This is a genomic window from Microvirga sp. BF8 (genome assembly GCF_059888585.1).
The window spans coordinates 4,527,536-4,552,593 of sequence record NZ_CM187619.1 but is presented as its reverse complement, the minus strand read 5'-3'; the positions used below and the strand labels follow the sequence as shown (position 1 = coordinate 4,552,593).

General features: G+C 61.1%; 19 protein-coding genes. 6 read left to right on the top strand and 13 right to left on the bottom strand.

Features of this window, described 5'->3' with window-relative positions:
- The first annotated feature begins 386 nt into the window (after window positions 1-386).
- Window positions 387-1,916 carry a hypothetical protein gene (locus AC522E_RS21465; RefSeq protein ID WP_500748252.1) on the top strand — a complete coding sequence of 510 codons (1,530 nt, stop codon included), beginning with the start codon at window positions 387-389 and terminating at the stop codon, window positions 1,914-1,916.
- 372 nt (window positions 1,917-2,288) lie between these two features.
- On the opposite strand, the gene AC522E_RS21460 is transcribed toward AC522E_RS21465, so the two are convergent.
- From AC522E_RS21460 to AC522E_RS21400, 13 genes are all read right to left on the bottom strand, one after another.
- Entirely contained in the window at window positions 2,289-3,371 is a 1,083-nt protein-coding gene (locus AC522E_RS21460) for a hypothetical protein (protein WP_500748251.1), read from the bottom strand.
- Window positions 3,372-3,378: 7 nt separating this feature from the next.
- Window positions 3,379-4,653, bottom strand: a complete 1,275-nt coding sequence (locus AC522E_RS21455; protein WP_500748250.1) for a hypothetical protein — start codon at window positions 4,651-4,653, stop codon at window positions 3,379-3,381.
- Window positions 4,654-5,190: 537 nt separating this feature from the next.
- The gene (locus AC522E_RS21450) at window positions 5,191-7,143 is read right to left on the bottom strand and encodes a DUF3732 domain-containing protein (protein WP_500748249.1); all 1,953 of its coding nucleotides are present in this window, start codon (window positions 7,141-7,143) and stop codon (window positions 5,191-5,193) included.
- Window positions 7,140-7,628 (bottom strand): three component ABC system middle component, encoded by a 489-nt coding sequence (locus tag AC522E_RS21445; RefSeq protein WP_500748248.1) that lies wholly within the window; start codon window positions 7,626-7,628, stop codon window positions 7,140-7,142. The genes AC522E_RS21450 and AC522E_RS21445 overlap by 4 nt, the downstream gene beginning before the upstream one ends.
- Window positions 7,625-8,821, bottom strand: coding sequence for an ABC-three component system protein (locus AC522E_RS21440; RefSeq protein ID WP_500748247.1), 1,197 nt, complete (start codon window positions 8,819-8,821; stop codon window positions 7,625-7,627). Before AC522E_RS21440 ends, AC522E_RS21445 begins: the two co-directional genes overlap by 4 nt.
- A 994-nt stretch (window positions 8,822-9,815) precedes the next feature.
- Window positions 9,816-12,404, bottom strand: a complete 2,589-nt coding sequence (gene mgtA, locus AC522E_RS21435) for a magnesium-translocating P-type ATPase (RefSeq protein WP_500748246.1) — start codon at window positions 12,402-12,404, stop codon at window positions 9,816-9,818.
- Window positions 12,405-12,564: 160 nt separating this feature from the next.
- Window positions 12,565-13,266 carry a phosphoglycolate phosphatase gene (gph, locus tag AC522E_RS21430; protein WP_500748245.1) on the bottom strand — a complete coding sequence of 234 codons (702 nt, stop codon included), beginning with the start codon at window positions 13,264-13,266 and terminating at the stop codon, window positions 12,565-12,567.
- 57 nt (window positions 13,267-13,323) lie between these two features.
- The gene (locus tag AC522E_RS21425) at window positions 13,324-14,847 is read right to left on the bottom strand and encodes a carboxypeptidase M32 (RefSeq protein ID WP_500748244.1); all 1,524 of its coding nucleotides are present in this window, start codon (window positions 14,845-14,847) and stop codon (window positions 13,324-13,326) included.
- A 20-nt stretch (window positions 14,848-14,867) separates the two neighbouring features.
- Complete coding sequence (locus tag AC522E_RS21420; protein WP_500748243.1) at window positions 14,868-15,872, bottom strand: ABC transporter ATP-binding protein; 1,005 nt, start codon at window positions 15,870-15,872, stop codon at window positions 14,868-14,870.
- Window positions 15,824-16,843, bottom strand: coding sequence for an ABC transporter ATP-binding protein (locus AC522E_RS21415; RefSeq protein ID WP_500748242.1), 1,020 nt, complete (start codon window positions 16,841-16,843; stop codon window positions 15,824-15,826). The genes AC522E_RS21420 and AC522E_RS21415 overlap by 49 nt, the downstream gene beginning before the upstream one ends.
- On the bottom strand, window positions 16,840-17,733 hold the full coding sequence (locus AC522E_RS21410) for an ABC transporter permease (protein WP_500748241.1): 894 nt from the start codon (window positions 17,731-17,733) through the stop codon (window positions 16,840-16,842). The genes AC522E_RS21415 and AC522E_RS21410 overlap by 4 nt, the downstream gene beginning before the upstream one ends.
- Window positions 17,733-18,704 (bottom strand): ABC transporter permease, encoded by a 972-nt coding sequence (locus AC522E_RS21405; protein ID WP_500748240.1) that lies wholly within the window; start codon window positions 18,702-18,704, stop codon window positions 17,733-17,735. The genes AC522E_RS21410 and AC522E_RS21405 overlap by 1 nt, the downstream gene beginning before the upstream one ends.
- A 123-nt stretch (window positions 18,705-18,827) precedes the next feature.
- Window positions 18,828-20,408 (bottom strand): ABC transporter substrate-binding protein, encoded by a 1,581-nt coding sequence (locus AC522E_RS21400; protein ID WP_500748239.1) that lies wholly within the window; start codon window positions 20,406-20,408, stop codon window positions 18,828-18,830.
- 168 nt (window positions 20,409-20,576) lie between these two features.
- Between AC522E_RS21400 and AC522E_RS21395 the strand changes: the two genes are divergently transcribed.
- The 5 genes from AC522E_RS21395 to AC522E_RS21375 all read left to right on the top strand — a co-directional run bounded on the left by AC522E_RS21395 (window position 20,577) and on the right by AC522E_RS21375 (window position 25,013).
- Window positions 20,577-21,581, top strand: a complete 1,005-nt coding sequence (locus AC522E_RS21395; RefSeq protein WP_500748238.1) for a GntR family transcriptional regulator — start codon at window positions 20,577-20,579, stop codon at window positions 21,579-21,581.
- Window positions 21,578-22,273: a creatininase family protein gene (locus tag AC522E_RS21390; protein WP_500748237.1), complete on the top strand. Its 696-nt coding sequence runs from the start codon at window positions 21,578-21,580 to the stop codon at window positions 22,271-22,273. Before AC522E_RS21395 ends, AC522E_RS21390 begins: the two co-directional genes overlap by 4 nt.
- Window positions 22,273-23,289: a ketopantoate reductase family protein gene (locus AC522E_RS21385; RefSeq protein ID WP_500748236.1), complete on the top strand. Its 1,017-nt coding sequence runs from the start codon at window positions 22,273-22,275 to the stop codon at window positions 23,287-23,289. The genes AC522E_RS21390 and AC522E_RS21385 overlap by 1 nt, the downstream gene beginning before the upstream one ends.
- Complete coding sequence (locus AC522E_RS21380) at window positions 23,286-24,041, top strand: SDR family NAD(P)-dependent oxidoreductase (RefSeq protein ID WP_500748235.1); 756 nt, start codon at window positions 23,286-23,288, stop codon at window positions 24,039-24,041. The genes AC522E_RS21385 and AC522E_RS21380 overlap by 4 nt, the downstream gene beginning before the upstream one ends.
- Before the next feature lie 72 nt (window positions 24,042-24,113).
- Entirely contained in the window at window positions 24,114-25,013 is a 900-nt protein-coding gene (locus AC522E_RS21375; protein WP_500748234.1) for a polysaccharide deacetylase family protein, read from the top strand.
- Window positions 25,014-25,058 lie beyond the last annotated feature (45 nt).

The window sequence follows — 25,058 nt, the reverse complement described above, 5'->3', positions numbered from 1 at the left end:
GGCACGAACCTCTGCTTTGGGTCAAATTGAGAAGTTCAGACAGGCTAGAAGAGGGTCTGCTCACGACGCAAGATCGGACAATCCTGGACTTATTACAGCCCGCTCCGTGACAGCACTTCCAGGGAAGTGGGAGATTGCGGAGAGCAGACCTTGAGCGACTCAGTCCGTCGTTCCCGCTCCCCGGTTCGGCTTGGCTCGGAAACAAGCGAGCCTCTGCTGTCCTAACGCTTGGCTATCTGGGCTAAACCAGGTCAAAGGGCAGATGCCGGTAACCCTTTGAAAGTATTGGTGAGCGCTCTGGGACTCAAACTCGGGACTCTCTGGCTATATGGATTGTGCTCATATCTTCTGTCAAAATCCCGCAATAGCCGCTCTGTTTGATCGCCATGGAACATCGCTTCACTCGCAAAGAGCTCTATGACCGCGTTTGGTCGGAGCCGATGTCGCACTTGATTGCCGAACTGGGGACCACCACGGGAATTCTCAGCACATTGCTGCAACGTGCCGATATCCCAAAGCCCCCGCCTGGACATTGGATGCGGAAGGAGTTCGGGAAGCCTGTTGAGCAGCCACCTTTGCCGCCGACGCCGTCTGGGTGTATTGAGCCGTTGGTGTTAGACACCGCGAAACAGGGTGTTAAGCGTAAACTGAAGCATAGCAAAGCGGATCCCGCGGCGGCTTTGGTTGTGGCACAGAAGACTCCGGCGCCCCTTGATGAAAATTTGACGAGGGCTCAGCCAAAGCCGCATCCGACACAGCCAACGACGATGACACGCGAGGAACTCTACGACGCGGTATGGACGAGACCGATGTCGCGATTAGCCGAGGACTATGGGATTAGCGGCAATGGTCTCGCCAAGATCTGCGACCGAGAAGATATCCCGTATCCGCCGCGCGGCTATTGGGCGAAACATGTCGTGGGCAGAGCACCAAAGCAAACGCCGTTGCCGAAGTCTAACAGCGCACGTCCCATCACTATTCGCCCGACACCGTTGCCACAACCTCCCATTGAACTACCGCCGGAAGTTAAGCACCAGGCGGACAGGGTTCGGGCATCTGAAATCGCTCTTGCGGTGCCCGACCGCCTTCTGAGACCACACCCGGTGATCGCGTCATGGCTTGCTGAACATGAGAATAGGAAGCGGCAGGCCCGCAACGAGCGCGATCCATGGATGCGCAATCTGTACCGTCCGAGCGAATACACCGAAACGGATCATCGCAAGCACCGCATTCTGGATGCGCTGTTCAAAGCGATCGAGCGCCAGGGCGGAAAGGTCAAGCAGGGAGAGCGGGGCATCCTGTTTGCCGAGCTGTTGGGCGAGAGAGTGGAATTCCAGGTTCGCGAGAAGCAAAAACAGAAACAGCGGCCGCTGACTGACGATGAGAAGCGATGGCGATCACCCGGCGATAACGGCTGGAAGAAGGAACTGGTGCCGTCCGGATTGCTCGTCTTTGAAATCAAGACCTGGCAATGGCCAGCCGGCCTTCCACGCCAATGGCTTGAATCTGATAAGCAGCCAATGGAGGGCATGCTACCAGATATCCTTGCCACCTTCGTCGCGGCGGGCCCCCTCCTCGTCCAGCAGCGGAAGGATAGAGAGGCGGCAGAGCGCGAGCGGCAGGTCGCCGAGCAGCGCCGGTATGAAGAAGAGCGACGGCGCAAACGCGATACGAACCGTTGGCGGCGATTCAAGGAGATGGCTCAGGCCTGGCATGAGCTTGCGACGGTCCGCGATTTCCTCGCTGCACTGCGATCGATGGATGCCGACTCCTCCGTTGAGATTGACGGGCGAAGTGTTGAAGAGTGGATCGCCTGGGCGGATAATTCGCTGAAACGGGCCGATCCAACGGCGAATGGTGTCGATTGTCTGTTCAGGGAGATCGCAGCCATCACCGATTGGACGTACCGAGATTGATCAAGTGGGTGCCCCGGATCCAAAACCGATCGATATGCGCAAAGGGCTGGCAGCTCGCCATATCGAGTTCTCCGTACGAAACTAGCTACCTGCCCATGCCAACGTCGTAACGACGCACTACCAAATGCTCTCAACTCAGCCATGCCGCGTCGATAGTTACGCTCTTAGTTTCAGGCCTGCGCCGACACTACCGACGTCTTTCAGGATTAATTCTACTCGCATCTGGTCTCACTGGGAGAGCCTTGCATCACTCGATGTATCACCAAGAAGCTCAACAGTTGTAAGCTGGCCATGACCGTACTTCAAACCAAATTCGAGACCGACAGGTACTACCGAAGGTGATTTCTCGTCAGGATGTCTCTGGCTTGTTGATTACGGAGCGAGTGACAGTTCCGCTTGGACTTGGTCAGAGAGATCCTTCGGAAGTCCACAAGCTGCAATTAGGTAGTCGCTCAAAGCCGGCACGAATTGCCTTACCCTCTTGTTGCGGTTCATCGCATCCGAAAGGCGTTTATCGTGGCCTGCGATGCCTCCACAGGCCCTCCGAAAGGCAAGTTCTCTGCATACGTGAATACACCCAAAGAATTCCTGTGGGGCGGCGATAACGAGGCCAGCGAGCCCAACAAGCCGCCCCCACGCAGGAAACTCGAGGGGCTGACCGTCATCGTCGAGACGACCTCTAAGCTCCTGCCGGATCTGATAGGCCTCCTTGCCACCCCAGATGTAATAGCGGAGGATCTTTTCGAAGGCAGCCTTATCCATGCTTGGATCGTAGAATCGGCGAATATCTCGGCCCATGGACGACCAGAGTATGGATGCAGCAGCCAAGACATCGAGAAAAATAACCACATGATCCGGTTTTGCTGGATCTACATGGCCACGAACGGACTTTAGTTCAGCAATTAACCGCCTGAATGCCGCCCATGGCTGGTTTGAAACCGGAAATTGGCTTCTCCCGAGGATGTATAGTCCCTCTGACCACGCATGCTTCACATATATATCGTAGACTTGGTTCCAGCGGTCCATAGACGATTGATAGACAAGATCTGCGTCGAACATTAGGTCGAATGTCTTCCCGAGATCTTCGAATGACTTTTCGTCGTGTAGATCAACCGAAATCTTGAGGCCTGATAGACGATGATTGTGAACGGCGCGGTTCTTTAGGATAACAACTGCTTCGTCGCATGCGGCATACCTCAACACGCCAGCGGCCCAAAAGGCCCGATTCACCGGGCTCATTTTGTTAGTTGTCTTGCAGTCGAATATGGTGCGCCGAAAGCCTCCATCTGCCATGAACTGGAGGCCTAAGACATCGATATCCGTCAGGATCTCGGAGCTATCACTTAGATCGCTTGCGCTTGGGACGAGAACTTCCAAACAGGGGGCAATGCCCCGAGCCAGGCAGTAGCGGATCGCCATTTCTTTTTGACGACGGTCTTTGTCGTATCTACCCATGGAATCCTCAGTCCAATTTGAGCAGTAGCTGCTCGAACTCATGCGTTGCTTGGGGATCTTTGATCTGCTTCTCTCTCTTCTTCATCTCAGATGAGGAGATCAGCGACTGGATATACTCCTCGTCCTTCGACAGTGCGATCCGAGCCTCCTGATCAACCTCCATGTTAGCAAGTTCACCTGTTCGAAGAAGTTCGATGGCTAACTTCAATGCCGCCTCATTCTCTGGGGTGCGATTGAGATGCAGCTGCCATCGCGAAGGAGCTGTTTGCTTAAGATGCGCCACTCGCAGAACAACAAGGTTCTGGTATTGATCCTTCGCTTCGGAATTGGAACGCAGATATCCCGTATCCCTGAGTGACTCCAGGATACGGATTGGGGATCGAATACGATATGCCTCAGGAAGGAGCTGCCCTTTGCGCACGGCCGAGATGAGAGCCATGGCTCGTTCATAGACCTCTCGATTCGCAGCGTTTAATCGCGTCTTTCCGGGCTTAGGGGTGAATAGGAAAGACTCCGTCTGCGCTCCGAATTTGATTGTCGGCGGCTTTACGATCCCTTCTGTAGCGAGCTTGTCGACGAGCGCAATCTCGGTCGGGGACAGTCTGACCCCGCCGATTTCGCCGGTCGCAATCACAAGAGAGAGCGGCCAGCCTTGGTTCTGCTTGACTTTCTGGAGCGTCGCCTCAAGCGCCGGAGTACCAGCACCGGCGACGATATCCGCTAGGCCATCAAGATTGTCGGCAAAGTAGAAAGGGCTGATGAGGATATCCCGCCCGCGAGCCTTGTGCTGCGCGACTATTCCGCTCTCTCGCCCGAGAGCAAGGCATCGATCAAACACGGGCTTATCTATTCCGAGCTTGGCGAACAACGAGTCCCTTTTCTTCGGAGATACGTATAGTGCGGAGAGGATTTCCAAAGTAGCTTGCTCGTGTTCATTTAAGCTGACCTCGGAATCTGCGTACTCACCGACACCTTGGTAGACATCCTCAAAGACGGGGATATTTGGCGTGATCTTCTCAATGGTTTTGCCGGTAGAGAAGATGCGGACGAACTCGATCTCACCAAGAACCTCGAGAACTTGCTTGAGAGCGTATGAGGGAATGCCCATGAAGTGGTCGGAAACCTTTCGCAGCACCTCGTACTCTATGTCCCCGAGTCCTTTTAGGTGAATCGCTAGGGTTGCAGCCATTCCGATGATTTGGAGTTGATCAAACTCAGGCACTCGAAGTGAAGAGAGGCCAGCATGAAGATCATAGGCGAACTCGGCAGTCTCGTGTGCCATGGCAATCTCATCATTGAGGCGCAACGGAAGGCGGGGAGATAATCCTTCTCTTGAGATTAAGCTATTATCATTTTTGTCTAATCTTGGCAGCTATCTGGTCAGGCGCTCTGTAGGATCGAGAACGGCTTACCTCTGAGCACTCCTGGTCCCCATCTGGAAATATTGTGGCAGGATCTTACGGATGCGGAGCGGTAATCGTAGACCCTGATAGGACGCCGCAGAGTCGCCGTCGCGTTTCTGCTCAGGAGAGGATTGTATCTCTGAATAGTAAAAATCAGCAGAATCAAAGACTTACTCTGCCCCTGAATTACCCGGACCACCGTCGAGCCCTTGTACGGCGGGCTGAGAACGACGAAACGGAGAACTACGTCTAATCTCTAGCCTTCCATGACCGTCCTCAACAGAGTTGGGCCAGCCAGCAAACGCCAGATAGCGAACAACCCGAATAGCTAATGTTAGCTATGCGCCAATCTTCGTCATCTAGAATCCCGCTCGTCGGTCCCGGAAGCGGACATTCACTAATGAGTTTAGTTGAGATTAGTCCGAGAGCTCCGCGAGGTCCGGCCAGTCTTCCGGCACCAGGGCGGGTGGCTTGCTCCAAGGGCGTTCGACCAAGGCTTCCTGGAACCAAGAATTCCGCAGATTGGCATGCTCGGTGACAATGATCTGGAAGCCCGGCGCGTCTTCTCGTGCGAACTTCTCGAGCAGCTCAAATAGCCGCCGCACCGCTTCGAGATCGGCGTCCTGCTCGGTCTTCTCGATCGAACCGCCAGCCGCCTCGTAAGATGCCTCGGACGGGAAATAGACCTGGGTCGGCTGATCGATAAGCAAAAAGCGCGGGATGGGCTGGTTTTGGCTGGTTGCGAAGCGATGTAGCGCCAACAGAGCCGCCAGATGATAGGCAAGATGATTCTCGCCCCCGCCGGTCCGCTGCATGAAGATCGGGCGGCCGGGCCTGTCGATAACAACCGTCAGATTGTGAAGGTCTAAACGCGCTGGATATTGGCTAAACTCGCCGCCCAGCGCGGCGATATAGCCCGACATGTGCATCGAGATATTGTTCATCGTCGAGGCAAGGCGTTCGCCTGAATCATCCGCGCCGATGCGCTGCTCGAGATCGGCCACCCGTGCCTTCAGGCGGCGCTGCTCTTTTTCGAGCCGCGCAAGTTCTGTGTCAGGGAGCAGGCCTTCCAAAAACAGGCTGATTCGGCCGACGACGCGCGATGCAGCATTGTTGCGATTGCCCAGCTGCACGATCACTTCGCTCGCCGCGATAGCGCTCGATAGCTCAACCTCCTTGGCCCGAATCTGGTCAACGGTTGTCTGCAGCTCTCGCCGCTGCTCGTCGAGATAGGCATCGAGTTGCGGCCGCTCGCCGATGACCGCGTTCATTTCGCGGTCCAGCGACTCCAAATCAGCGAGCAGCAGGCGCGCAATCGGGCTCCCAAGCGCAAGATTGGCTTCAGCGAACGGCCATTGCCACTCGCCGGTGGCCTTGTTGATCGGCAAGGCCTTGATCGAGGTTAACCTATCATGCTGCTCGACGGCCTCGGTCTGGAACCCGTCGGCGCGCCGGGCATATTGCTCGGCCGCATCGAGACGGCGCTGGATCTCGCGCCGCTGCTCGCGCAGCGTCACCAGCTCATTCTCGATCGACGTCAAGCGCTGCCCGTCATCCTCGGGGACCGGAGCTGGCTTCCAGGTCAACGCTTCGCGCAGTTGGTCGACGATTGCGGCGCCCGCTGCGGGGCTGGCCTGAAGGACACCGACCGCGCGCGCCTCCGAATGAAGTCCGATCGCGCGCTCCTCCGAGGTGTCGATCGCAGCTTTTGCCTCATCCAGCAACTTGGTGTTCAGACGTAGTTCGCGCTGGGCAGCCCGCAGCCGCGACTCCAGGCTGAACCGATCACGCGACGACACGCCCAATAGGATGGGCAGCGTGTCCTTGATCGTTTGGGGCTGATACTGCTCATTCTGGCGGTAGAATAGCTGGTCTTTGTTAGCGACGATGGTCTGCTTCTGGAACAGGTAGAAATGGGTGTGCTTGATGTTGGCGTCATAGCTCTCTCGGCTATGCCCTATCGGAACGTCGGTGGTGTTTTCCGGAATGCCGAGCAGTCGCGACAGCAGACCTACGACGCCATCATCATCGTCATTGACCGCGAGATCGGCGAAGTCGGGAACTGCGACTTGCGCCCCGCGGCGCACCATGGCGAGGCTGCAGCTGCTGCGCCCCGGTTCCGGAGCCGGCTTGGCAACCAGCACCTGCTCACCCTCGAACGCATAGAGGACCGCGTACCAGGAGACGCGCTCCTGGATGATACCTTCGGGGATGTTGAAGGTCGACCGTCCCATGCAATATTCGATGATGTCGGAAAGCGCGGACTTGCCCGTCGACGAGCGCCCGGTGATGACGTTGAGCCCGTCATGGAACGACAGGTCGCGCCGGCGGCCATCATGGCTGTAGATATGGATCGAACTTATCTTCATGGCCGAACGCCCATCGTCATATAGAGAGTGCTGCGATCGCCAACGCGGGCGAATTCCTTGCCGAGGAAACGCGCTACGCGCTGGCAGGAAACGGTTTCGGTCGTGCCGGTGACCGACTTGCGCATGCCGTCTGGCGCGGCCTTCAGGCGCCCGTGCTCGTCGACCGTGAAGAGGCCCATCTGCATCAGGACACCTAAAGCCTCAAAGGTGAAAGGCAAAAGGTCGGATGCCCGTCGTCCGAAGCCAACCAGAAGCTCTGGATGGTTCGCGACAAGCTTCAGGAAATAGCTGCGATTGCCCGCTTGGAGGATCTCACGCGAGGGCTTGTGGAGGCAGAGCGGCAGCACCAGCAGCGCAAGCGAGAAGGGCATACCTCGCTCATCTACCTCCTCAAAGCCGCATAAAGCGCGCATTAGGACGAGGCCGCAAAAAGCGGGATTAAAGAGATTGCGAATTTCAACGGGTCGCTGATCCCAACGTTTCATGCAGCGATCCCGAGCAATTGTTCGAGGCGCTCCAAAAAGCGAGGATGCCAATAGACCCTCGGCCGCGGGCTCGCATTGGCGAGGATGTGGAAGGCACCACGCACAACATAGGGTTCCGTGACGCGCTCACGGATGCGCAGTGTCAGCGTTTCCATCTCCGCCCAGCGGTACAGCTCCTTGCCCGCGACGAGACACGCATCCTCGTCACTGGCATCGTTCAGCCTCTCGAAGACGATCTCGCGATAGCGCGTCCATTCGTCGACCAGCCGGTCTTCATACTCCTCAATTTCACCGGAAATGAGCAGGCTCTCGCGAGCCCAGCTCGAGCGCTGCTCGAACGCACGATAATAATCGATGATGGCATTGCGGATGCGAGTTGTCGAAAGGTCCAGGATGCGCAGCTGCTCGACGAACAGGCGCGGATCGTTGGCGACGTCGATCTGCCCATCGGGCAGGCGATTGCGGAAGGTGATCGGCAGACTGTCGGTGCGATATTCCTCAGCGATCGCCGACAGCTTATCCGAGACCTCAAAGCCATAGACCGGCTCCTTGCGCTCGCCGGCCAGCATCTTGATCGCGAGATCCATCCACCACCCTTCGAGGCGCTCGAACACAGCCGTGCGAGACTCTCGGCGGATGGTACGCAGGTGCAAGTTGATCAACGCCGGCAGGTCGGTGATCCGGGGCGTCGCATCAACGATGGTGATCCGGTTGTAAAAATCGCGCAGTTCGTCTTCGTTGAGCGCGTCGAGCGCCTCGCGAACCTTGCCGATGAGCTCGGATGTGCTGGTGGTGAGTGCCGCCTGCGCTGCCTCCACACGGTCTTCGTCGCCCCGCGCGCCGTCTGCGAACAAAGCGAGAAAAGTGCCCTCGCCAAGCTCAGCCGTCGTGAAGAGGAAGAAACGGCCGTCAGATTCGACACCGCCGGTTTTGCGATAATAAACCAGCCAGATCCTGACTGATTTCCAGAAATCAATCGATAGGTTGGTCAGCTTGTCGCCTTCCGCCTTGTGCTTGAGGGAGCCGAGCGATCGTATGCCCCTCTCGGAAACAAACTCGACATCGTCCTCCTTCTCGAAGAAGACCGCACTGCTTTCGGGAAGTTCCAATATCTTCAGCAAGGCAAATCGCGGCTGAAAGATATAGCCAAGCCCCTGTTCGGCCGCTGAAAAAGGCGAAGCAATTCCCTCCATTATGGATGAAATCCGCTCGGATCGTTACCTAGTCTTGCTTGCTGCATCTGCCCCGCACGCGCACACTGCCGTCACCTAGATGCGTAGTAATTTATTCCAAGTTCGAACCAAAGCAACTGCCGTTTTTGGCTATCCTGGCTTGACCTGAACCGCTCTGCAACGTCGCGCCGGATTGCTTGCGCCCATCATGTGTCCGCGACGGCTTAATCGTTTTCGGGTGGTTCCACTGGCGGCTCTTCCACAGGCTCATAATGGAGGCGGATCTGCTGGCCTTTCGCTAACAGCACCTGTTTGATCAAGGCGAGCACGCAATCGACGAGGGCATCCTTCATATACTCAACCCGAAGTCGAATGACCGCTTGATGGATCTAGCGAATCGAAAGCGGTCAGGCTGGAATCGACCCAATCCAGTCACACCATGCCCGTTCCCCGACGAGGTGAAGCGGTGTGTAGCGTGTGATCGAAGGTTGTCTCAGTAAGGCTATCCTGCCCGATTGGGGCGAGAACCACTCCTCGTACCTCAATCGCTCTAAACGAGTTATCTGATTGATAACTAATGGAATAATCGGACACTTTGTGCGGTGATCGGTGGCAAATGGCGGCCAGGGAGGGACTCGAAACCATCGCTACGAGATCTATCAAATGCCTGATGCTGCTTTCCTGTTTCCCAGTTTCTCGTAGGCCATTCCCTATTTTGATCTTTAGGGAAATTGCTGCCAAATAGCACACTGGATTAGCCTTTTTGCATTCACGGGCTACTCAACTACAACGAAAGTAACCGAATTCCCTGTATTTTCCGGCTGAACAGGCAAATGGATGGGGAGACCGGGTCGTACTGGACTATGCCCACCACCAAACCTTTGAAAAATCGCAACAATTTGTCCTCCTGCGCCGATGGATGGGATGAATCTGTCTCGCGAGCCCACGACCGGGTTTCGTGACCTGGTCCGGGGATCGTCTCCCGGCTGTTGGGGCCGCTTTCGAATCCTGCTCTTCAGGGGACTGGCTTCGACCTCCCGACACCCCGATGGTCCCTGTCTTTATGACGCCACCGCCGCCGCCCGCTCTTCAGGGCCGTATGCTTCAGGGCCTCCGCCGCGGCGAGGTAGGTCGCCACCAGGACAGCCATGATCGCCAGGATCTTCCATGGCGGGGCCTCGAATCCCAGCCCTTGGCCGGCCGGCGTCAAGGCGATGAGCAGTGCCAGGCCCAGGGTTGTGAGAGAACTCGCCATGAGCGCGCGGTTCGGTCTGCTGATCCAGGCCGGGAGAGTTGTGCGGATCAGGAAGACGACAAGAATTTGGGTTGCCATCGACTCCACGAACCACGCCGTTCGAAACACCTCCGCCGATGCCCCGAACCCGTACAGAAGCAGGACGAATGTCGCGATGTCGAATAGGGACGAGAGCGGCCCCATGATCAGTGAAAACCGCAGGACGCTGCGCATGTCCCACGTGTGAGGTTCGGCGGTTTCCTGTTCATCGACGTTGTCGAACGGAATTCCGGTCTCACTCAGATCGTAGAGGAGATTGTTGAGGAGGACCTGAATCGGAGTGAGCGGCAGGAATGGCAGGACGACGGAGGCAAAAGCCATCGACAGCATGTTGCCGAAGTTCGACGAAGTGCCCATGCGCACATACTTCATGATGTTCGCATAGGTTCGCCGGCCCTCGGCAACACCGTCCGCCACGACCCCGAGGTCGTGCTCCAGCAGAATCAGGTCGGCAGCGGCGCGGGCGACATCGGAGGCGCCGTCGACCGAGACGCCCGCATCGGCGGCCTTGATGGCCGGTGCGTCGTTGATGCCGTCGCCAATGAAACCAACGGTATGCCCGCGGGCCTGCAGTGCCCTGACGATGCGCGTCTTCTGGTCCGGCGATACGCGGGCGAACAGATCGATCTTCCCCGCCCGCGCAGCAAGAGCCGCATCGCTCAATCCCGCGATCTCCGCCCCGGTCAGCATTCCCCGAGCCGGAATTCCGAGCGTTTCGACGATATGGCGCAGGACCGGTGCCGCATCGCCCGATAGGATCTTGATTCTGACACCGGCGGCCTCGAGGCGGGCGATGGCCTGCCTGGCCGATGGTTTCGGCGGATCCATAAAGACGCAGTATCCTGCAAAGGTGAGATCCTGTTCGTCCTCGGCCGCCGGCCTGAGTGTATCGGCCGACATATTCCGCCATGCGACACCGAGACATCGAAGCCCCTGCTCGCACTTTTCATCGAGCAGAGCGACGAGTTTCGCCCGCCTCTCGTCGTCGAGCGGAACGGGCTCCGCTTCACCCATATCGACCCGGGTCGACCGTGCCAGGATCTCTTCGGGCGCTCCCTTCACGATCAGGAGGCGCTTCCCATCCCTCTCGGCGAGGACCGAGACCCGGCGGCGCTCAAAATCGAACGGAATGTCCGCAATCCGGCGCCAGGGGGACAGCGGCCTTTGCGTGGTATGGGCAACGATCGCGTCATCGAGCGCGCTCCTGATCCCGCGTTCGAGGCGGCTGTTGACCGCTGCCAGTTCGATCACCCGTTCCGAATTCGCTCCATCGAATCCGGGATGACCGACGAGGGCGATGCTGGCCTCCGTCAGGGTTCCCGTCTTGTCGGTGCACAGCACGTTCATCGCTCCAAGATCGTGGATGGCGGCAAGCCGCTTCACCACGACCTTGCGGGCGGCCATCCGGACCGCCCCGCGCGACAGGGTGACGGTCATGATCATGGGCAGCAGTTCCGGCGTGAGCCCGACGGCCAGCGCAACCGCGAAGAGAAAGGACTCGAGAACCGGCCGATGCAGGGCAAGGTTGGCAAGGAGCACGAACAGGACCAGGAATGCGGTCATGCGCAGGATCAGGATGCCGAGCCCGTGCAGGCCCCGCTCGAATGCGGTGGGCGGCTCCTCCGACCTCAGGGCCGCCGAAATTCCACCGAAGCGGGTGCGCGCCCCGGTTGCTGTAACGAGCATGATGGCCTCGCCGCTCACGAGGGCAGTCCCGCCGAACAGCGCATCGAACGCTCCGTCCGGGGTTGTCGCGTTGCTAGGCCCCACGCGCTTCTCGACAGGGAAAGGCTCTCCCGTCAATAACGCCTCGTTCGTGTGCGCTCCGTGGCTTTCGAACACGATCCCGTCCGCAGGGACGAGATCCCCGGCCCGGAGCAGGACAATGTCTCCAGGCACGATATCCTCGACCGGAATGCTGCTCAGGTTCCCGTCGCGCCTCACCTGCGAGCGGACCGCCACCGAGCGCTTCAAGGCCTCGGCAGCTCCTTCCGCCCGATGCTCCTGCGTGACGTCGAGAGCGGTGGAGATGCAGAGGATAGCGAGAATCGTCACGAAACTTGCCCAGTCCCCCGCGGCTCCCGAGATCAGAGCCGCCACGATCAGGATTGCTATCAACGGTTCGATCAGGCGCTTGCCGATCTTGACGAGGAGCCTGCGGCGCGGCGGTTCGACGGCGAGATTCCGGCCGCTTTCCGCCAGGCGGCGTGCGGCTTCCCGGCCCGGCAGGCCCTGCGGCCCGGACTGGAGAAGCGCGAGGCTCTCCGCAACGGGGCGAGACCAGAAATCCTCTGGGGTATCTGCCACCATCGGGCATCTCTTCGGCCAGCGACGTCATCCCTCGAAGGGCGCACTCGCACTGTGACGGCGGACAGGTCGGAGTGAAAGCCCCTTCTTCATCGCATCGCAACCCGATCGCGGCGGAAGATGGCCTGGCAGGAGCAGGTCGGCCGGCGGCGCACCGCCGCGGCTATCGCCGGAAACCCGGGCCCGCCGGCACTGACCCGGACAGCCGAAACCCTTCAAGGACAGGGAGCAGCTCCGGCATCGCATCGATCAGGGCATCGGCGCCGAGTTCCGCATGCGGCTTGTGGCTGTAACCGTAGGTGACCGCGACGACCCGCATGCCCGCAGCGCGGGCGGCTTGGACGTCATGATAGTTGTCGCCGACCATGAGCGCCGCGGCCGGCGGGACGCCCAGGCTCTCGAGGGCGTACAGCAGCGGGCCCGGATGCGGCTTGCGCTCGGGCAGCGTATCGCCTGCGACGATTGCGGCAAAGAAATTGCGGAGCCTGAGAGCGCCCAGGATGTCCCTGGTGGCGACAGAGGGCTTGTTGGTGACGATGCCAAGACGGATGCCGCGACGATGCAGCTCTTCCAGGACCTCGTATACGCTGGGATAGGCACGGGTGTGGCGGGATGCATTCGCCTCATAGATGTCCAGGAAGCGGCGCACGAGGGCGGCATTATCCGGACGTGTCCCGCCGGTCGCAAGCAGTGCCCGTTCAACCAGTTTGGCAACGCCATCGCCGACCATGGCCTTTACGTCATCGAGGCCGAGCGTTTCCCGTCCCTCGTCCTTCAGGAGAACGTTGACCGCCTCCTGAAGATCGCGTGCGCTGTCGACGAGCGTGCCGTCGAGGTCGAAGAGAATGGCTTTCACCGGTTTCATGCCGCTGGTCTAGAGCCTTTGCCGGCCTGCGTCACTCCATGGACGGCCTGAATCGGATCAGGCTGCGTATTTGCGACCCAGGTAGGACAGGTAGGGCACAGGATCGAGCCCGCGTCCCGTTTCGCGGACGAGCAGTTCCTCGCGTTGGAAACGGCGACCATGCTGCCATATGCGGTCGCGCAACGCGTCGGCGAGACCGGAATAGTCCCCGGCCTCCATGGCATCGTCGAGCGAGGAATCGTCCTTGCGCAATGCCTCCATGATCTGCGCCGCCATGACGTTGCCGATGGTATAGGTCGGGAAGGAGCCGATGTAGCCGGTCGACCAGTGGACGTCCTGCAGCACGCCCTTCGAATCATCCGGCACGTCGAGATCGAGGTCTCGCTTGATGGCGGCATTCCATGCGGCCGGCAGGTCCGCGACCTTGAGCGAACCGTCCATCAGGCTGCATTCGATCTCGGCACGCAGCATGATATGGAAGTCATATGTCAGCTCGTCGGCCTCGACACGGATGAAGCCCGGCTCGACACGGGTAACGGCCCGGTAGAACTCGTCGGAGCCGACATCGCCGAGCTGTTGCGGAAAATGGCTCCGCAGTTCCGGGAAATGGAGCTCCCAGAAGGTCCGGCTACGGACCACATGGTTTTCCCAAAGGCGCGATTGGGACTCGTGGGCGCCAAAGCTCGTGCCGCCAACGGCATAAAGGCCAATGAGGTCGGTGGCGAGGGACGTGCGGGTGTAGGCAGGATCGACGCCCTGTTCGTAGAGCCCGTGCCCGGTTTCATGCGCCGTGCCGAAGATGGAGGCCGGCAGATAGGCGCGGTTGTAGCGGGTGGTGATGCGGACGTCGTTGCGCGTGAACGAAACCTCGAAGGGGTGAACGGTGATATCGAGCCGTCCGCGGCGCAGATCGTAGCCGAGCTTTCGGGCGACGCTCAGGCCGAAGGCACGCTGTCCATCCTCCGGGAAGTCGCGAAACAGGAAGTCGTTCCGCGGCGTCGGCCGCGCACGGGCGGACTCCAGGATTGGAAGCAGGCCAGTCCGCAGGGTCGCGAACAGGACCTTCAGGCTTTCCGCCGTCTCGCCAGGCTCATAGATCGATACCATCGCATCGTAGGGATGACTGCTCCAGCCGATGCAATCCGCATATGCGCGCGCCAAGGCAATCGTCTTCTCGAGGTGTGGCGCAAAGATCGAAAAGTCGCTCTTGGCGCGCCCCTCGATCCACGCAGCCTGCGCCAGTGTACGCAGGGCCGCGCGCTCCTGGATCAAGGACGCCGGAACGCGGCCATGGTGCGCTACCGCATGGCGCGTCTGGGCCACCATCCGGCGCTCGGCCGCGTCCTCCGGCAGGTCCTCCACGGCCCTTTCGGCCGCGTCGAGGGCCTCCGCGGTCTCCGACGCCAGCAGCAGATCGCGCGCCACGCGTGTCAGAGTCGCAATCTGGTATCCCCGTGTCTCCGCACCGCCCGGCGGCATCATCGTCCGCGAATCCCAGGTGAGGACGGAAATCGCGTTCAGAACATCGTTCACGGCGGCGATGCGCTCGTTCAGCGCGGAAAGAGAGGCGTCACGGGTCATGAATGGGCCCTGGTTCGAGATCAGGCGGTTCCGCCGGTATTGAGGTGGCATGCCGAGAAACGCCCCGGACCGACAGCGGCGAGGGCGGGAGCCTCGATCCTGCAGCGCGGACCGGCCAAGGGGCAGCGTGGATGGAAATGGCATCCGCTCGGAGGGTGAAGCGGCGACGGGATTTCGCCCGCGATCGGATGGAAGCTCTTACGCCCGACGCCGACGCGCGGGACGCTCTCGAAAAGAGCCTTCGTATAAGGATGGTTCGGCGCCGCATAGAGCTCGGCCGTCGGCGCCAGCTCGACGATGCGTCCGAGATACATGATCGCGACCCGGTCCGAGACATGGCGTACCACGCCGAGATCGTGGCTGATGAAGATGGCCGTGAGATCGAGGTCCCGGCGCAGATCCATGAAGAGATTGAGCACCTGCGCCTGGATCGACACGTCGAGTGAGGCGACCGGCTCGTCGAGGACCAGGAGATCGGGTTTCATGGCGAGCGCGCGGGCGATGGCGATGCGCTGCCGCTGCCCTCCGGAGAATTGGTGTGGGAAGCGCCGGCGATAGCTCGGATCGAGGCCGACACGGCCCAGCAGATCGGCCACATAGGCATCCGCATCCCGCGCCTTTACGATCCGATGAGTGACGGGCCCCTCGGAGACCGTATCGCCGATGCGCATGCGCGGGTTCAGGCTCGCGAAGGGATCCTGATGGACCATCTGGATGCGGGTGGTGAGCTTGCTTGTCCGCCGCCCCTGCTCCCGGGCGACGGGCTTTTCATCGAACAGCACCTTGCCGTCGCTCGGCGTGTAGATTCCGGCGATGATCCGCCCGAGTGTGGACTTGCCGCAGCCGGATTCGCCGACGAGGCCGACAACCTCGCCCTTGCGTACGGACAGGCTGACATCGCTGACGGCGCGCACGATCTCGATCTTGCTGCCCGCACCGAGAACCCCTGCGATGCGCTCGCCGAGGCTCGGCCGCTTTACGAAGCGCTTCGATACGTGGTCGACGTCGAGGAGAGCGGCTGACATGAAACAGACTCGATCGGATAGTGGCAGAGGGCAGTACGGCCGTCCTCGAAACGTTGGACGGGCGGCGTGGTCGTGCAGGCAGGACCGGCCTTGAAGCAACGCGGCGCGAATGCGCAACCCGGCGGGAGATCGCCGAGCGACGGCGTTGACCCCGGAACCTGTGGCAGCCTTTCGCCGGGCTCGTGCTCGGCCGGCACGGAAGCGAGAAGCCCCGCCGTATAGGGATGACGCGGCGCGGCGATGACATCGGCCGCGGCTCCGGTCTCCACGATGCGTCCCGCGTACATGACGCAGATATCGTCGGCGAGACTCGAGACCACCGCAAGATCGTGGGTAATCCAGACGAAGGCGGTGCCCGTCTCGTCGGCGAGACGCCGCACCTCCGCGAGGATCTGGCCCTGGATCGACACGTCGAGGGCCGTCGTCGGCTCATCGGCGATGATCACCGCCGGCCGATGCAGGAGGGCGATGGCGATGGCGACGCGCTGGCGCATGCCCCCGGAGAGTTGATGCGGATAGGCCTCGAGCCGCTCCTCCGGGCTGGGGATGCCCACCTTGGCGAGGGCGTCGCGCGCCCGGCCCCAGGCGACCTTGCGGGATACGTTGTCGTGGGCACGTACGGCCGCGATCATCTGGGTGCCGATTTTGAGGACCGGATTGAGGGTCATCATCGGGTCCTGGAAGACCATCGCGATCTGCGCCCCGCGAACACGCCGCAGTTCGTCGCCTTTCAGCCGTGTGATGTCACGCCCATTGAGCAGAACTTCGCCACCGGCGATCGTGCCCGGCGGCTCGATGAGGCCGAGAATCGAATAGCCGGTCACGCTCTTGCCGGAGCCCGACTCGCCGACCAATCCGAGAATGCGTCCGCGGCCGACCTCGAAACCGACTCCGTCGACGGCGTTGAGGACGCCATTGCGGGTTCTGAACTGCGTGCGCAGGTCCTTGACGCTGAGGACGGGTTCGCTCATCGGCTGCGCCTCGGGTTCAGGACATTGCGAACCTGATCGCCGACGAGATTGATCGCGACGACGGTCAGCATCAGCGCAATGCCGGGATAGATCGAAATCCAGTAGCGGCCCGAGAGCAGGAACTGGAACCCGTTGGAGATCAGCGATCCGAGGGACGGCTGGGTCAGCGGCAGGCCAAGTCCGAGGAACGACAGGGTCGCCTCGAGCGCGATGGAATTCGCGACCTGCACGGTCGCCACCACGATTAGCGGCGGCAGGGCATTCGGAAGCAGGTGGCGAAAGAGAACCTGGCGGGCAGGTATCGGCGTCGAGAGAGCCGCTTCGATATAGTCCTTGCGCCGTTCCGCACTCGCGGCACCGTGGGTGGTGCGGGCAAAATAGGCGTACTGCGCTGCCACGAGAGCCGCCACGAGTTGTGGCAGCCCTTGCCCCAACATCGCCACCAGGACGAGGGCGAGGAGAATCGCGGGAAGAGACAGCTGCAGATCGATGACGCGCATGATCAGGGCCTCGATGCGCCCGCCGTAATAGGCGGCAACGAGGCCGACCACGCCGCCGAGGACGAGCGCGAACGTGCCGGCCATGACGCCGACGATGAGACTGGTGCGCAGGCCGTATAGAATGGCCGAATACACGTCCCGTCCCGCCGCATCAGTGCCGAGCCAGTGGACATAGCCCCCGGAACCGACCTCCCCAGGCTCGAGCCGGGCATCGAAGAGATCGAGCGTCTCCTGGTTGTAGGGGTCCTGCGGCGCGACGAGAGGCGCGAGGATCGCCATGAGAATGACGGCCACGATGACGACCAGGGCCGCCACGGCGACCGGGCTCTGCCTGAAATCCGACCAGAAATTGGCGAGCCGGCTCCAGCGGGTTTCGACGGGAATACGCATCACGAAGCCTTCACGCGAATTCGCGGATCGAGCTGACCGTAGACAAGATCGACGACGAGATTGATCACGACGAACAGAAACACCACGAGAATGAGATAGGCGACCATGACGGGACGGTCGAGCACGGTGATGGAGTCAATGATGAGCTTGCCCATGCCGGGCCAGTTGAAGACTGTTTCCGTAACGACAGCAAAGGCGAGCGTGGAACCAAGTTCGAGGCCGAACACGGTGACGATCGGAATCGAGATATTCTTGAGGACGTGCAGCCCTACCACCTTGCCCTCCGACAATCCCTGGGCGCGGGCGAAGCGCACGTAGTCGGAACTCATCACCTCCATCGTGCCGGCCCGGGTCAGCCGGATCAGGAGGCCCAGCTTGAACAGGGCGAGGTTGAACGCCGGCAGGATGATGTAGCTCAGCCCTTCCAGCGACGTGATGGACAGGTTCATGCCCAGGATAGTGGTCGTCGGACCGCGGCCGCCCGAAGGGAGCCACCCCAGTTCGACGGCGAATGCCATGATCAGCAGCAGGCCCACCCAGAATGTCGGCACGCTGAAGCCCAGCACCGAAAAGGCCATGATCGCCTTGGAAGACAGGGCATCGGGCTTGTAGCCGGCCCAGAGACCGAGCGGGATGCCGAGGCAGGTTGCGATCAGCATCGCGGACAAAGCCAGTTCCAGCGTGGCCGGAAACCGCGAGAAAATCAGGTCGAGCACGGGCAGCCTATAGATGAAGGACTCGCCCAGATCCCCGTGCAGCATGTTGCTCATGAACACGAAATATTGCTGGATCAGGGGCAGATCGAGACCATAGCGCCGGATCAGCGCCTCGCGCAGGGCCTGGTCGGAGGCAGGATCGATCATGACATCGATCGGGTTCCCGATGGCGTAAACGCCGAGGAAGACGATGATCGACATGGCGATGATGACCAAAAGCGCCTGCAGGAGGCGCTGGATGAGAAAACCGATCATGCTGACCCGTGCATGGGTTGGAAATCGTTCCGTGGCAAGAAAAGTGGATGAAGCGGGACCAAAAACCGGGTCCCGCCCAAGGGCGAGCCGGCCGGACAAATCCCGGCCGGCTCAGGGTGACGATCAGCTCTTCGGCTTGATCTCGTAGGCGAGCGTTTCCTGGTCGACGCGCGGCGGAATGACCATCGTGCCCTTCTTTGCCGCCCATACCGTCTGGAGCTGCACGGTCGGGATCAGGGCACGGTCGTTCATCGAAATGTCGGTGACCTTCTCGAACAGGGCCCGGCGCTTCGCGTCGTCCATGGTGCGGGCACCCTCCTCCAGCAAGGCATCCACTTCCGGATTGGAGTAGCCCTGCTTGTTGAACGCGCCGAGGCCGAGTTTCGGATCGGCGGTATGCACCAGCGAACCGTAGGTATAGCTGGCCTCGCCGGTCAGCGTGCCCCAGCCGCTCATCCACATGGAGAACTCGCCCTTCTGCTGCGCCGGGAAGAACACCGTGCCGTTGAGGGCGCTGGCATTCACCTTCAGGCCCGCGCGGGCCCACATCTGCGACAGCGCCTCGCACACCGCTCCGTCGCCCGGAAGGCGGTTGTTGGTGCAGCTGAAGTCGATCTCGAAGCCCTTGGGATAGCCCGCCGCCGCGAGAAGCTCCTTGGCCTTTGCGACATTATACGGGCGCTCCGGAAGATTCTTGCTTCCACCGAAGAAATTGGTCGGCATCAGCTGGTTGGCCGGACGGCCGAGGCCTTCGAGCACGACACGGACAAGCGTCTTCCGGTCAATGGCAAGGTCGAGTGCCTCGCGCACCTTGGGGTCGCGCAGAGGATTGGCGGTGATTTCCTTGCCGTCGACCTTCACCGGCTTCGGCAGGGTTTCCTTCACATTGGGCGTGATGTTGAAGAAATAGACCGTGTCCGCGATGAAGGTATCGACCGACTTGTCCTTCTGCATGGACGCATAGTCGGTGGCAGGAACGTAGTTGACGAGATCGACCTGACCCGACTTGAGCGCCGCCATGCGGGCCGGATCGTTCGGAATCTCCTTGCGGATGACCTTCTGCCAATGGGGCTTCTCACCCCAGTAGCCATCGAACCGTTCGAGCACGAGGTCACCTTTCGGCTCCCAGGACACGTACTTGTACGGTCCGGTTCCGATGGCGGCTTTGCCGGAATTGAACTGCTCGTTGCGGGCATCCATGCCGATCGACTTCGACACGACGAAGAGACGGACGAAATCGTTCGGCAGCGTCGGAGCGGGCGCCTTGGTGATCACGTGCAGGGTGTATTTGTCGACGACCTTCGTCTCCTTCACCTGCTTCGTGTAGATCGTCATGCTCATCGGCCCGGTCACGACCGGGATGCGGTCGATGGAGAACTTCACGTCCTCAGCCGTGAGATCAGAACCATCGTGGAATTTCACGCCCTCGCGGATCTTGAACTCCCAGGTGGTATCGTCGACCACCTTCCAGGATGTTGCGATGCCCGGCTTGAGCTGCAGGTTCTCGTCCGCCATCACGATCGTATCGAAGATGTGGCGAAGGGCTTCGGCCTGACTGCCCAGCGTCGACCAATGCGGGTCGATCGAATCCGGGCCAGCGCGCAGGCCCATCGTAAGTGTCTGAGCGGAGGCGGCGCCCCCGAGCATGGTGCCGGCGAAAAGAGCCGCCGCAAGTGCCCCGCCAAGCTTGAAATGAAGTTTCATATGCTCTCCCCTCTTGCTAAGAACCTGTCTTTTCGTCCAATGTGTTCTTACGGATTAGAACGGTAAGTGACGCAACCAACTAAAGTCAACTCAGCTGTGCCCAAAACGCCATCATCTCCTGTCACTTCCGAGAGCATCTGTTATAGCGAAACGGAACAGACGCCGGAGATGCGCATCCTGAACAACCTGGCTGGGGCGCTCGACCGGACGCTTCCTGTGCCATTGGGCGTTCAGCTGCGAGGGCTCATCGAGTTCGGGATCGCCCTGGGCGAATTGCCGGCCGGGCAACGTCTTCCCTCGGTGCGCGAACTGGCTGAGCGCGCAGGCATCGCGCACATGACCGTTGCGATGGTCTATCAGGACCTGCGCAAGGCGGGCCTGATCGAAGCCAAACCAGGAGCGGGGACTTATGTGGGCGACGGGCACGGCAGCGAAGGACTGCGCTCCTCTGCCATGCGCAAGATCCAGCGCCGCATCGAGACGCTGTTCAACGAAGCCGAGGAACTGGGCCTCGCCCCGTCCGTCGTCGCGTCTCTGGTCAATGCCCGTGCAGCGCGGGGCCGGACCCATAGCCGTCCGCTATTCCTCGTCATGGTCGGGAATTTCACGAAGACGACCCAGAATTATGCGGATCGCATCCAGGAATATCTCGGTCCGGGCGATTCCATCGCCGTCACAACGGTCGACGAACTGCAGGCGGGGAACCCCTTCCCGCAACCCTGCGATGTCTGCATCACTCTCGCCCATCGCCGCAGCGAGGTCGAGCATCTGATCCCGACAGGAATTCCCGTTGTGGGACTGAGTTTCATTCCGGCCGAGGAAACGCGTGCCCAGCTTGCCGTGATAGACCCGATGGCCCGGGTCGGGATCGTCTCGATCTTCCCCGAATTCATGGCCCTGATGAAGCCGGGGGTTCTCCGCTTCGCGCCGCACGTCACCGATGTCGATGTGCGCATGATCACTGCACCCGATCTCGAAGCGTTCCTCGCCCAGGTGGACGTCGCAATCTACGCGAGCGGCGCCGAGACCAAGATCAAACAGCTTCTCCCGCCGGGAAGGCAGGCGATGGAATTCCGCTACGTGCCGGATCCACATGCGATCCGCGCCACCTTGCTCCCCGTGCTCGAGCGGCTGCGCTCGTCAAACGTCAGACAAGAGGAAAAGACTGGATGAAAATCAGCGATATGAACTGGCTTCAGGTCGAAGAGTACCTGAAGTCGGACGACCGCGCCGTGGTTCCGCTTGGCTGCACCGAGCAGCACGCTTACCTGAGCCTTTCCGTCGACAGCATTCTCGCCGAGCGGGTCGCAGTTGAGGCTGCCGAGCCCTGTGGCGTGCCCGTCTTCCCTGTGCAGGCCTACGGCATCACGCCCTATTTCATGGCCTATCCAGGCACCGTTTCCCTTAAGGCCGAGACCTACCTTCGCCTGATTTCCGACGTCTTGGATTCGCTGCGCCGCACCGGTTTCCGGCGCATTTTGTTCGTCAACGGCCATGGCGGGAACTCGCCCGCGCAGACGGCCTGCATCGAATGGATGAATCACAACCCGGACTGCCGTGTCCGCTTCCATAACTGGTGGAACGCGCCCAAAACCTTCGAGAAGGTCAAGGAGATCGATCCGGTAGCCTCCCATGCGTCCTGGATGGAGAACTTCCCCTGGACGCGGCTGCGCGATGTGGCTCAGCCCGATCATCAGAAACCCATGGTCGATCTGGAGCGCATGCGCACCTTCGGACCCGAAGGCGTGCGCGAGATCCTGGGAGACGGCAATTTCGGCGGGCGCTACCAGCGCTCCGACGAGGACATGAATGCGATCTGGTCCGTCGCCATCGCAGAAACCCGTGCCCTGATCGAGACCTGGTGATGAGCAGCGACACGATCCTCATCTGGGGTGCCGGTGCCATCGGCGGCACCCTTGGAGCCTACCTCGCCCGTGCCGGCGAGGACGTGCTGCTCGTCGACATCGTCGCGCCTCATGTCGAGGCGATGAACCGTGACGGGCTTGCCATCGAGGGACCCGTCGAGGCCTTCCGCCAGGCCGTCAGGGCGGCAACGCCGGACGATGTGAACGGACAGTTCGATCGCGTCATTCTGGCGGTGAAGGCTCATCACACGCGTGAAGCCGTACGCGCCCTGCTCCCGCATCTCGCGCCCGGCGGCTCCGTCCTGTCGGCGCAGAACGGCCTGAACGAGCTCGTCATCGCCGAGGAAATCGGCCCTGAGCGGACCGTGGGTTGCTTCGTGAATTTCGGCGCCGACTGGCTGGAGCCTGGGCGGATCCTGTTCGGCAATCGCGCGACGGTAGCCGTCGGCGAGATCGACGGAAGCACGACGCCGCGCGTGCGGGATTATCATCGCCTGCTTTCGATCCTCGAGCCGGATGCAGTGCTCACGGACAATATCTGGGGCTATTTGTGGGGAAAGCTCGGCTACGGCGCCATGCTGTTCGCCACGGCCCTGACCCCCGCCTCCATGTCGGAGAACCTTGCCTCCGAGCGGCACTTCCCTGTCTTCCATCGCCTGGGCCGCGAAGTGATGGCTGTCGCACTGGCGCGTGGCGTGCGACCCCTCGGGTTCAACGGGTTCGATCCGGCAGCCTTCATGCCGGACGCGGACGAGGCTGTGGCACGCAGGTCCGTCGCAGCCATGGCGGAGTTCAACCGCCATACTGCCAAGACCCACTCCGGAATCTGGCGCGACCTCGCCGTAAGGAAGCGCAAGACAGAGGTCGATGCGCAGATCGCCATCATCGCGCAGCTCGGAACGGAGGCCGGAATCGCCACGCCGACCGTGGCCAGGCTCGTGTCCCTGATCCACGACATCGAGGATGGCCGACGCGAACAATCCTGGGCCACCCTCGACCGGATGCTCGAACCATGAGGCTCGACTTTTCCCACCGTCGCGTCATCGTCACGGGAGCCGCCCAGGGCATCGGCCGCGCCATCGTGCAATCCTTCGCCGCCGAGGGCGCCCAGGTCTGGGCGCTCGATCTCGACGAGGCGGGCCTGCGGGTGGCGTCCGAAGCCGGGGCGAAGGCCACGCGCACCCTCGATCTCTCCAATCGCGCCGCCGTCGGCGAGGTCATTGCGGAAATGGCGGAGACGCTTGGAGGCATCGATATCCTCGTCAATTGCGCCGGTGGCGTTCGCGGCCAGGCGGCGAAGCCGGTCGAAGAGGTCACCGAGCAGGAGTGGCTCGTGCTGTTCGAGGCCAATGTGCATGGTGCATTCTGGTGTTCTCAGGGAGTGGCGCCGCACATGAAGCGCGGCGGCTTCGGGCGGATCGTCAACATTTCGTCGGGCGCAGGCTTGCGCCCCAGCCTCACCGGCATCCAGGGCTACACGGCCGCAAAGCACGCGCTGGTCGGCCTCACCAAGCAGCTGAGCTTCGAACTTGGGCCGTTTGGCATCACCGTCAACAGCGTCGCGCCCGGCTTCGTGCTGTCGAACCCCGCGACGCAGCGTCAGTGGGACAGCTATGGCCCCGAGGGCCAGGCTCGCCTCGTGGAGAGCATCCACACCCGCCGCCTCGGACGTCCGCAGGATATCGCCGACACGGTGATGTTCCTCGCATCCGACGTCGCGGGCTGGGTCTCCGGCCAGATCGTTTCCGTAGACGGCGGGCGATCATAGCATCGCGCGCCATGAGCATCCGTGCGGCTGGCTCCGTGCCGGCCTCTCAACCGAAGCAGGGAAGGAAAGCCCATGGACGACATCAGCAGCCAGCCATGGAATTGGCCGGAGGAGACGTGGCGCAGAAAAGTGGAGCATGTCCGCGCCGGCCGTTCGATGAAGCCGGCGCGCTGGAAGAACGGGGCGCGTTGCGCCGTCGCCTTTTCGTTCGACTCCGATCACGAGACCAACGAGTTGCGCGATGGCGGCAAGTCCATCGGGCGCATGTCGCAGGGCCAATACGGCAATCGGCAGGGCGTGCCGCGGATTCTCGACGCGCTCAGGAAATACGATGCTAAGGCAACGTTCTTCGTTCCCGCCGTTGCTGCACTCCTTTACGAGGACGAGCAGCGCCGGGTGGCCGCCGAGGGGCACGAGGTTGGAATCCACGGCTGGATCCACGAGCTCAACAGCCAGCTGCCCTATGAGGTCGAGCGCGACCTGATGTTTCGCGCCTCGGATACGCTGGAGCGCGTGACCGGTGTGCGGCCTGTCGGCCTTCGTACGCCCTCGTGGGATTTCAGCCCCGATACGCTGCGGATCGAGCGCGAGCTCGGGTTGCTTTATGATTCGTCCCTGATGGCCGACGACGATCCATATGAATTGCTGGAGAAGGGCGAACCGACCGGAATCGTGGAACTGCCGGTGGAGTGGATCCGCGACGACGCCGTCTATTTCAACATGCATCGGTTCAACGGCCTGCGTCCGCACACGCCCCCGACGGCCGTCTATGACATCTTCTTCCGGGAATTCGAGCGCGCCTACCAGGAAGGCGGCCTCTTCCTCCTCACCATGCATCCGCACGTGACCGGCTACCGCTCGCGCATCTGGATCCTGGAAAAGCTCCTGGAGGAAATCTCGCAGCGCCCGGACGTCTGGATCGCGACTCATGCGGAGATCGCGGCATTCGCGAAGGCGGAATGTTCACGATGAGCGGAAGCAAGACTGTCCGGTCGAGTGACAGGACGGTCACCCTTG

Coding starts and splice junctions, on each gene's coding strand:
- AC522E_RS21455 (WP_500748250.1), bottom strand. CDS start 4,653: ATGGCACACGAGACTGCCGAGTTCGCCTATGATCTTCATGCTGGCCTC.
- AC522E_RS21390 (WP_500748237.1), top strand. CDS start 21,578: ATGAAAATCAGCGATATGAACTGGCTTCAGGTCGAAGAGTACCTGAAG.
- AC522E_RS21415 (WP_500748242.1), bottom strand. CDS start 16,843: ATGAGCGAACCCGTCCTCAGCGTCAAGGACCTGCGCACGCAGTTCAGA.
- AC522E_RS21450 (WP_500748249.1), bottom strand. CDS start 7,143: ATGAAGATAAGTTCGATCCATATCTACAGCCATGATGGCCGCCGGCGC.
- gph (WP_500748245.1), bottom strand. CDS start 13,266: ATGAAACCGGTGAAAGCCATTCTCTTCGACCTCGACGGCACGCTCGTC.
- AC522E_RS21405 (WP_500748240.1), bottom strand. CDS start 18,704: ATGATCGGTTTTCTCATCCAGCGCCTCCTGCAGGCGCTTTTGGTCATC.
- AC522E_RS21375 (WP_500748234.1), top strand. CDS start 24,114: ATGGACGACATCAGCAGCCAGCCATGGAATTGGCCGGAGGAGACGTGG.
- AC522E_RS21465 (WP_500748252.1), top strand. CDS start 387: ATGGAACATCGCTTCACTCGCAAAGAGCTCTATGACCGCGTTTGGTCG.
- AC522E_RS21400 (WP_500748239.1), bottom strand. CDS start 20,408: ATGAAACTTCATTTCAAGCTTGGCGGGGCACTTGCGGCGGCTCTTTTC.
- AC522E_RS21410 (WP_500748241.1), bottom strand. CDS start 17,733: ATGCGTATTCCCGTCGAAACCCGCTGGAGCCGGCTCGCCAATTTCTGG.
- AC522E_RS21380 (WP_500748235.1), top strand. CDS start 23,286: ATGAGGCTCGACTTTTCCCACCGTCGCGTCATCGTCACGGGAGCCGCC.
- mgtA (WP_500748246.1), bottom strand. CDS start 12,404: ATGGTGGCAGATACCCCAGAGGATTTCTGGTCTCGCCCCGTTGCGGAG.
- AC522E_RS21440 (WP_500748247.1), bottom strand. CDS start 8,821: ATGGAGGGAATTGCTTCGCCTTTTTCAGCGGCCGAACAGGGGCTTGGC.
- AC522E_RS21460 (WP_500748251.1), bottom strand. CDS start 3,371: ATGGGTAGATACGACAAAGACCGTCGTCAAAAAGAAATGGCGATCCGC.
- AC522E_RS21445 (WP_500748248.1), bottom strand. CDS start 7,628: ATGAAACGTTGGGATCAGCGACCCGTTGAAATTCGCAATCTCTTTAAT.
- AC522E_RS21425 (WP_500748244.1), bottom strand. CDS start 14,847: ATGACCCGTGACGCCTCTCTTTCCGCGCTGAACGAGCGCATCGCCGCC.
- AC522E_RS21420 (WP_500748243.1), bottom strand. CDS start 15,872: ATGTCAGCCGCTCTCCTCGACGTCGACCACGTATCGAAGCGCTTCGTA.
- AC522E_RS21385 (WP_500748236.1), top strand. CDS start 22,273: ATGAGCAGCGACACGATCCTCATCTGGGGTGCCGGTGCCATCGGCGGC.
- AC522E_RS21395 (WP_500748238.1), top strand. CDS start 20,577: ATGCGCATCCTGAACAACCTGGCTGGGGCGCTCGACCGGACGCTTCCT.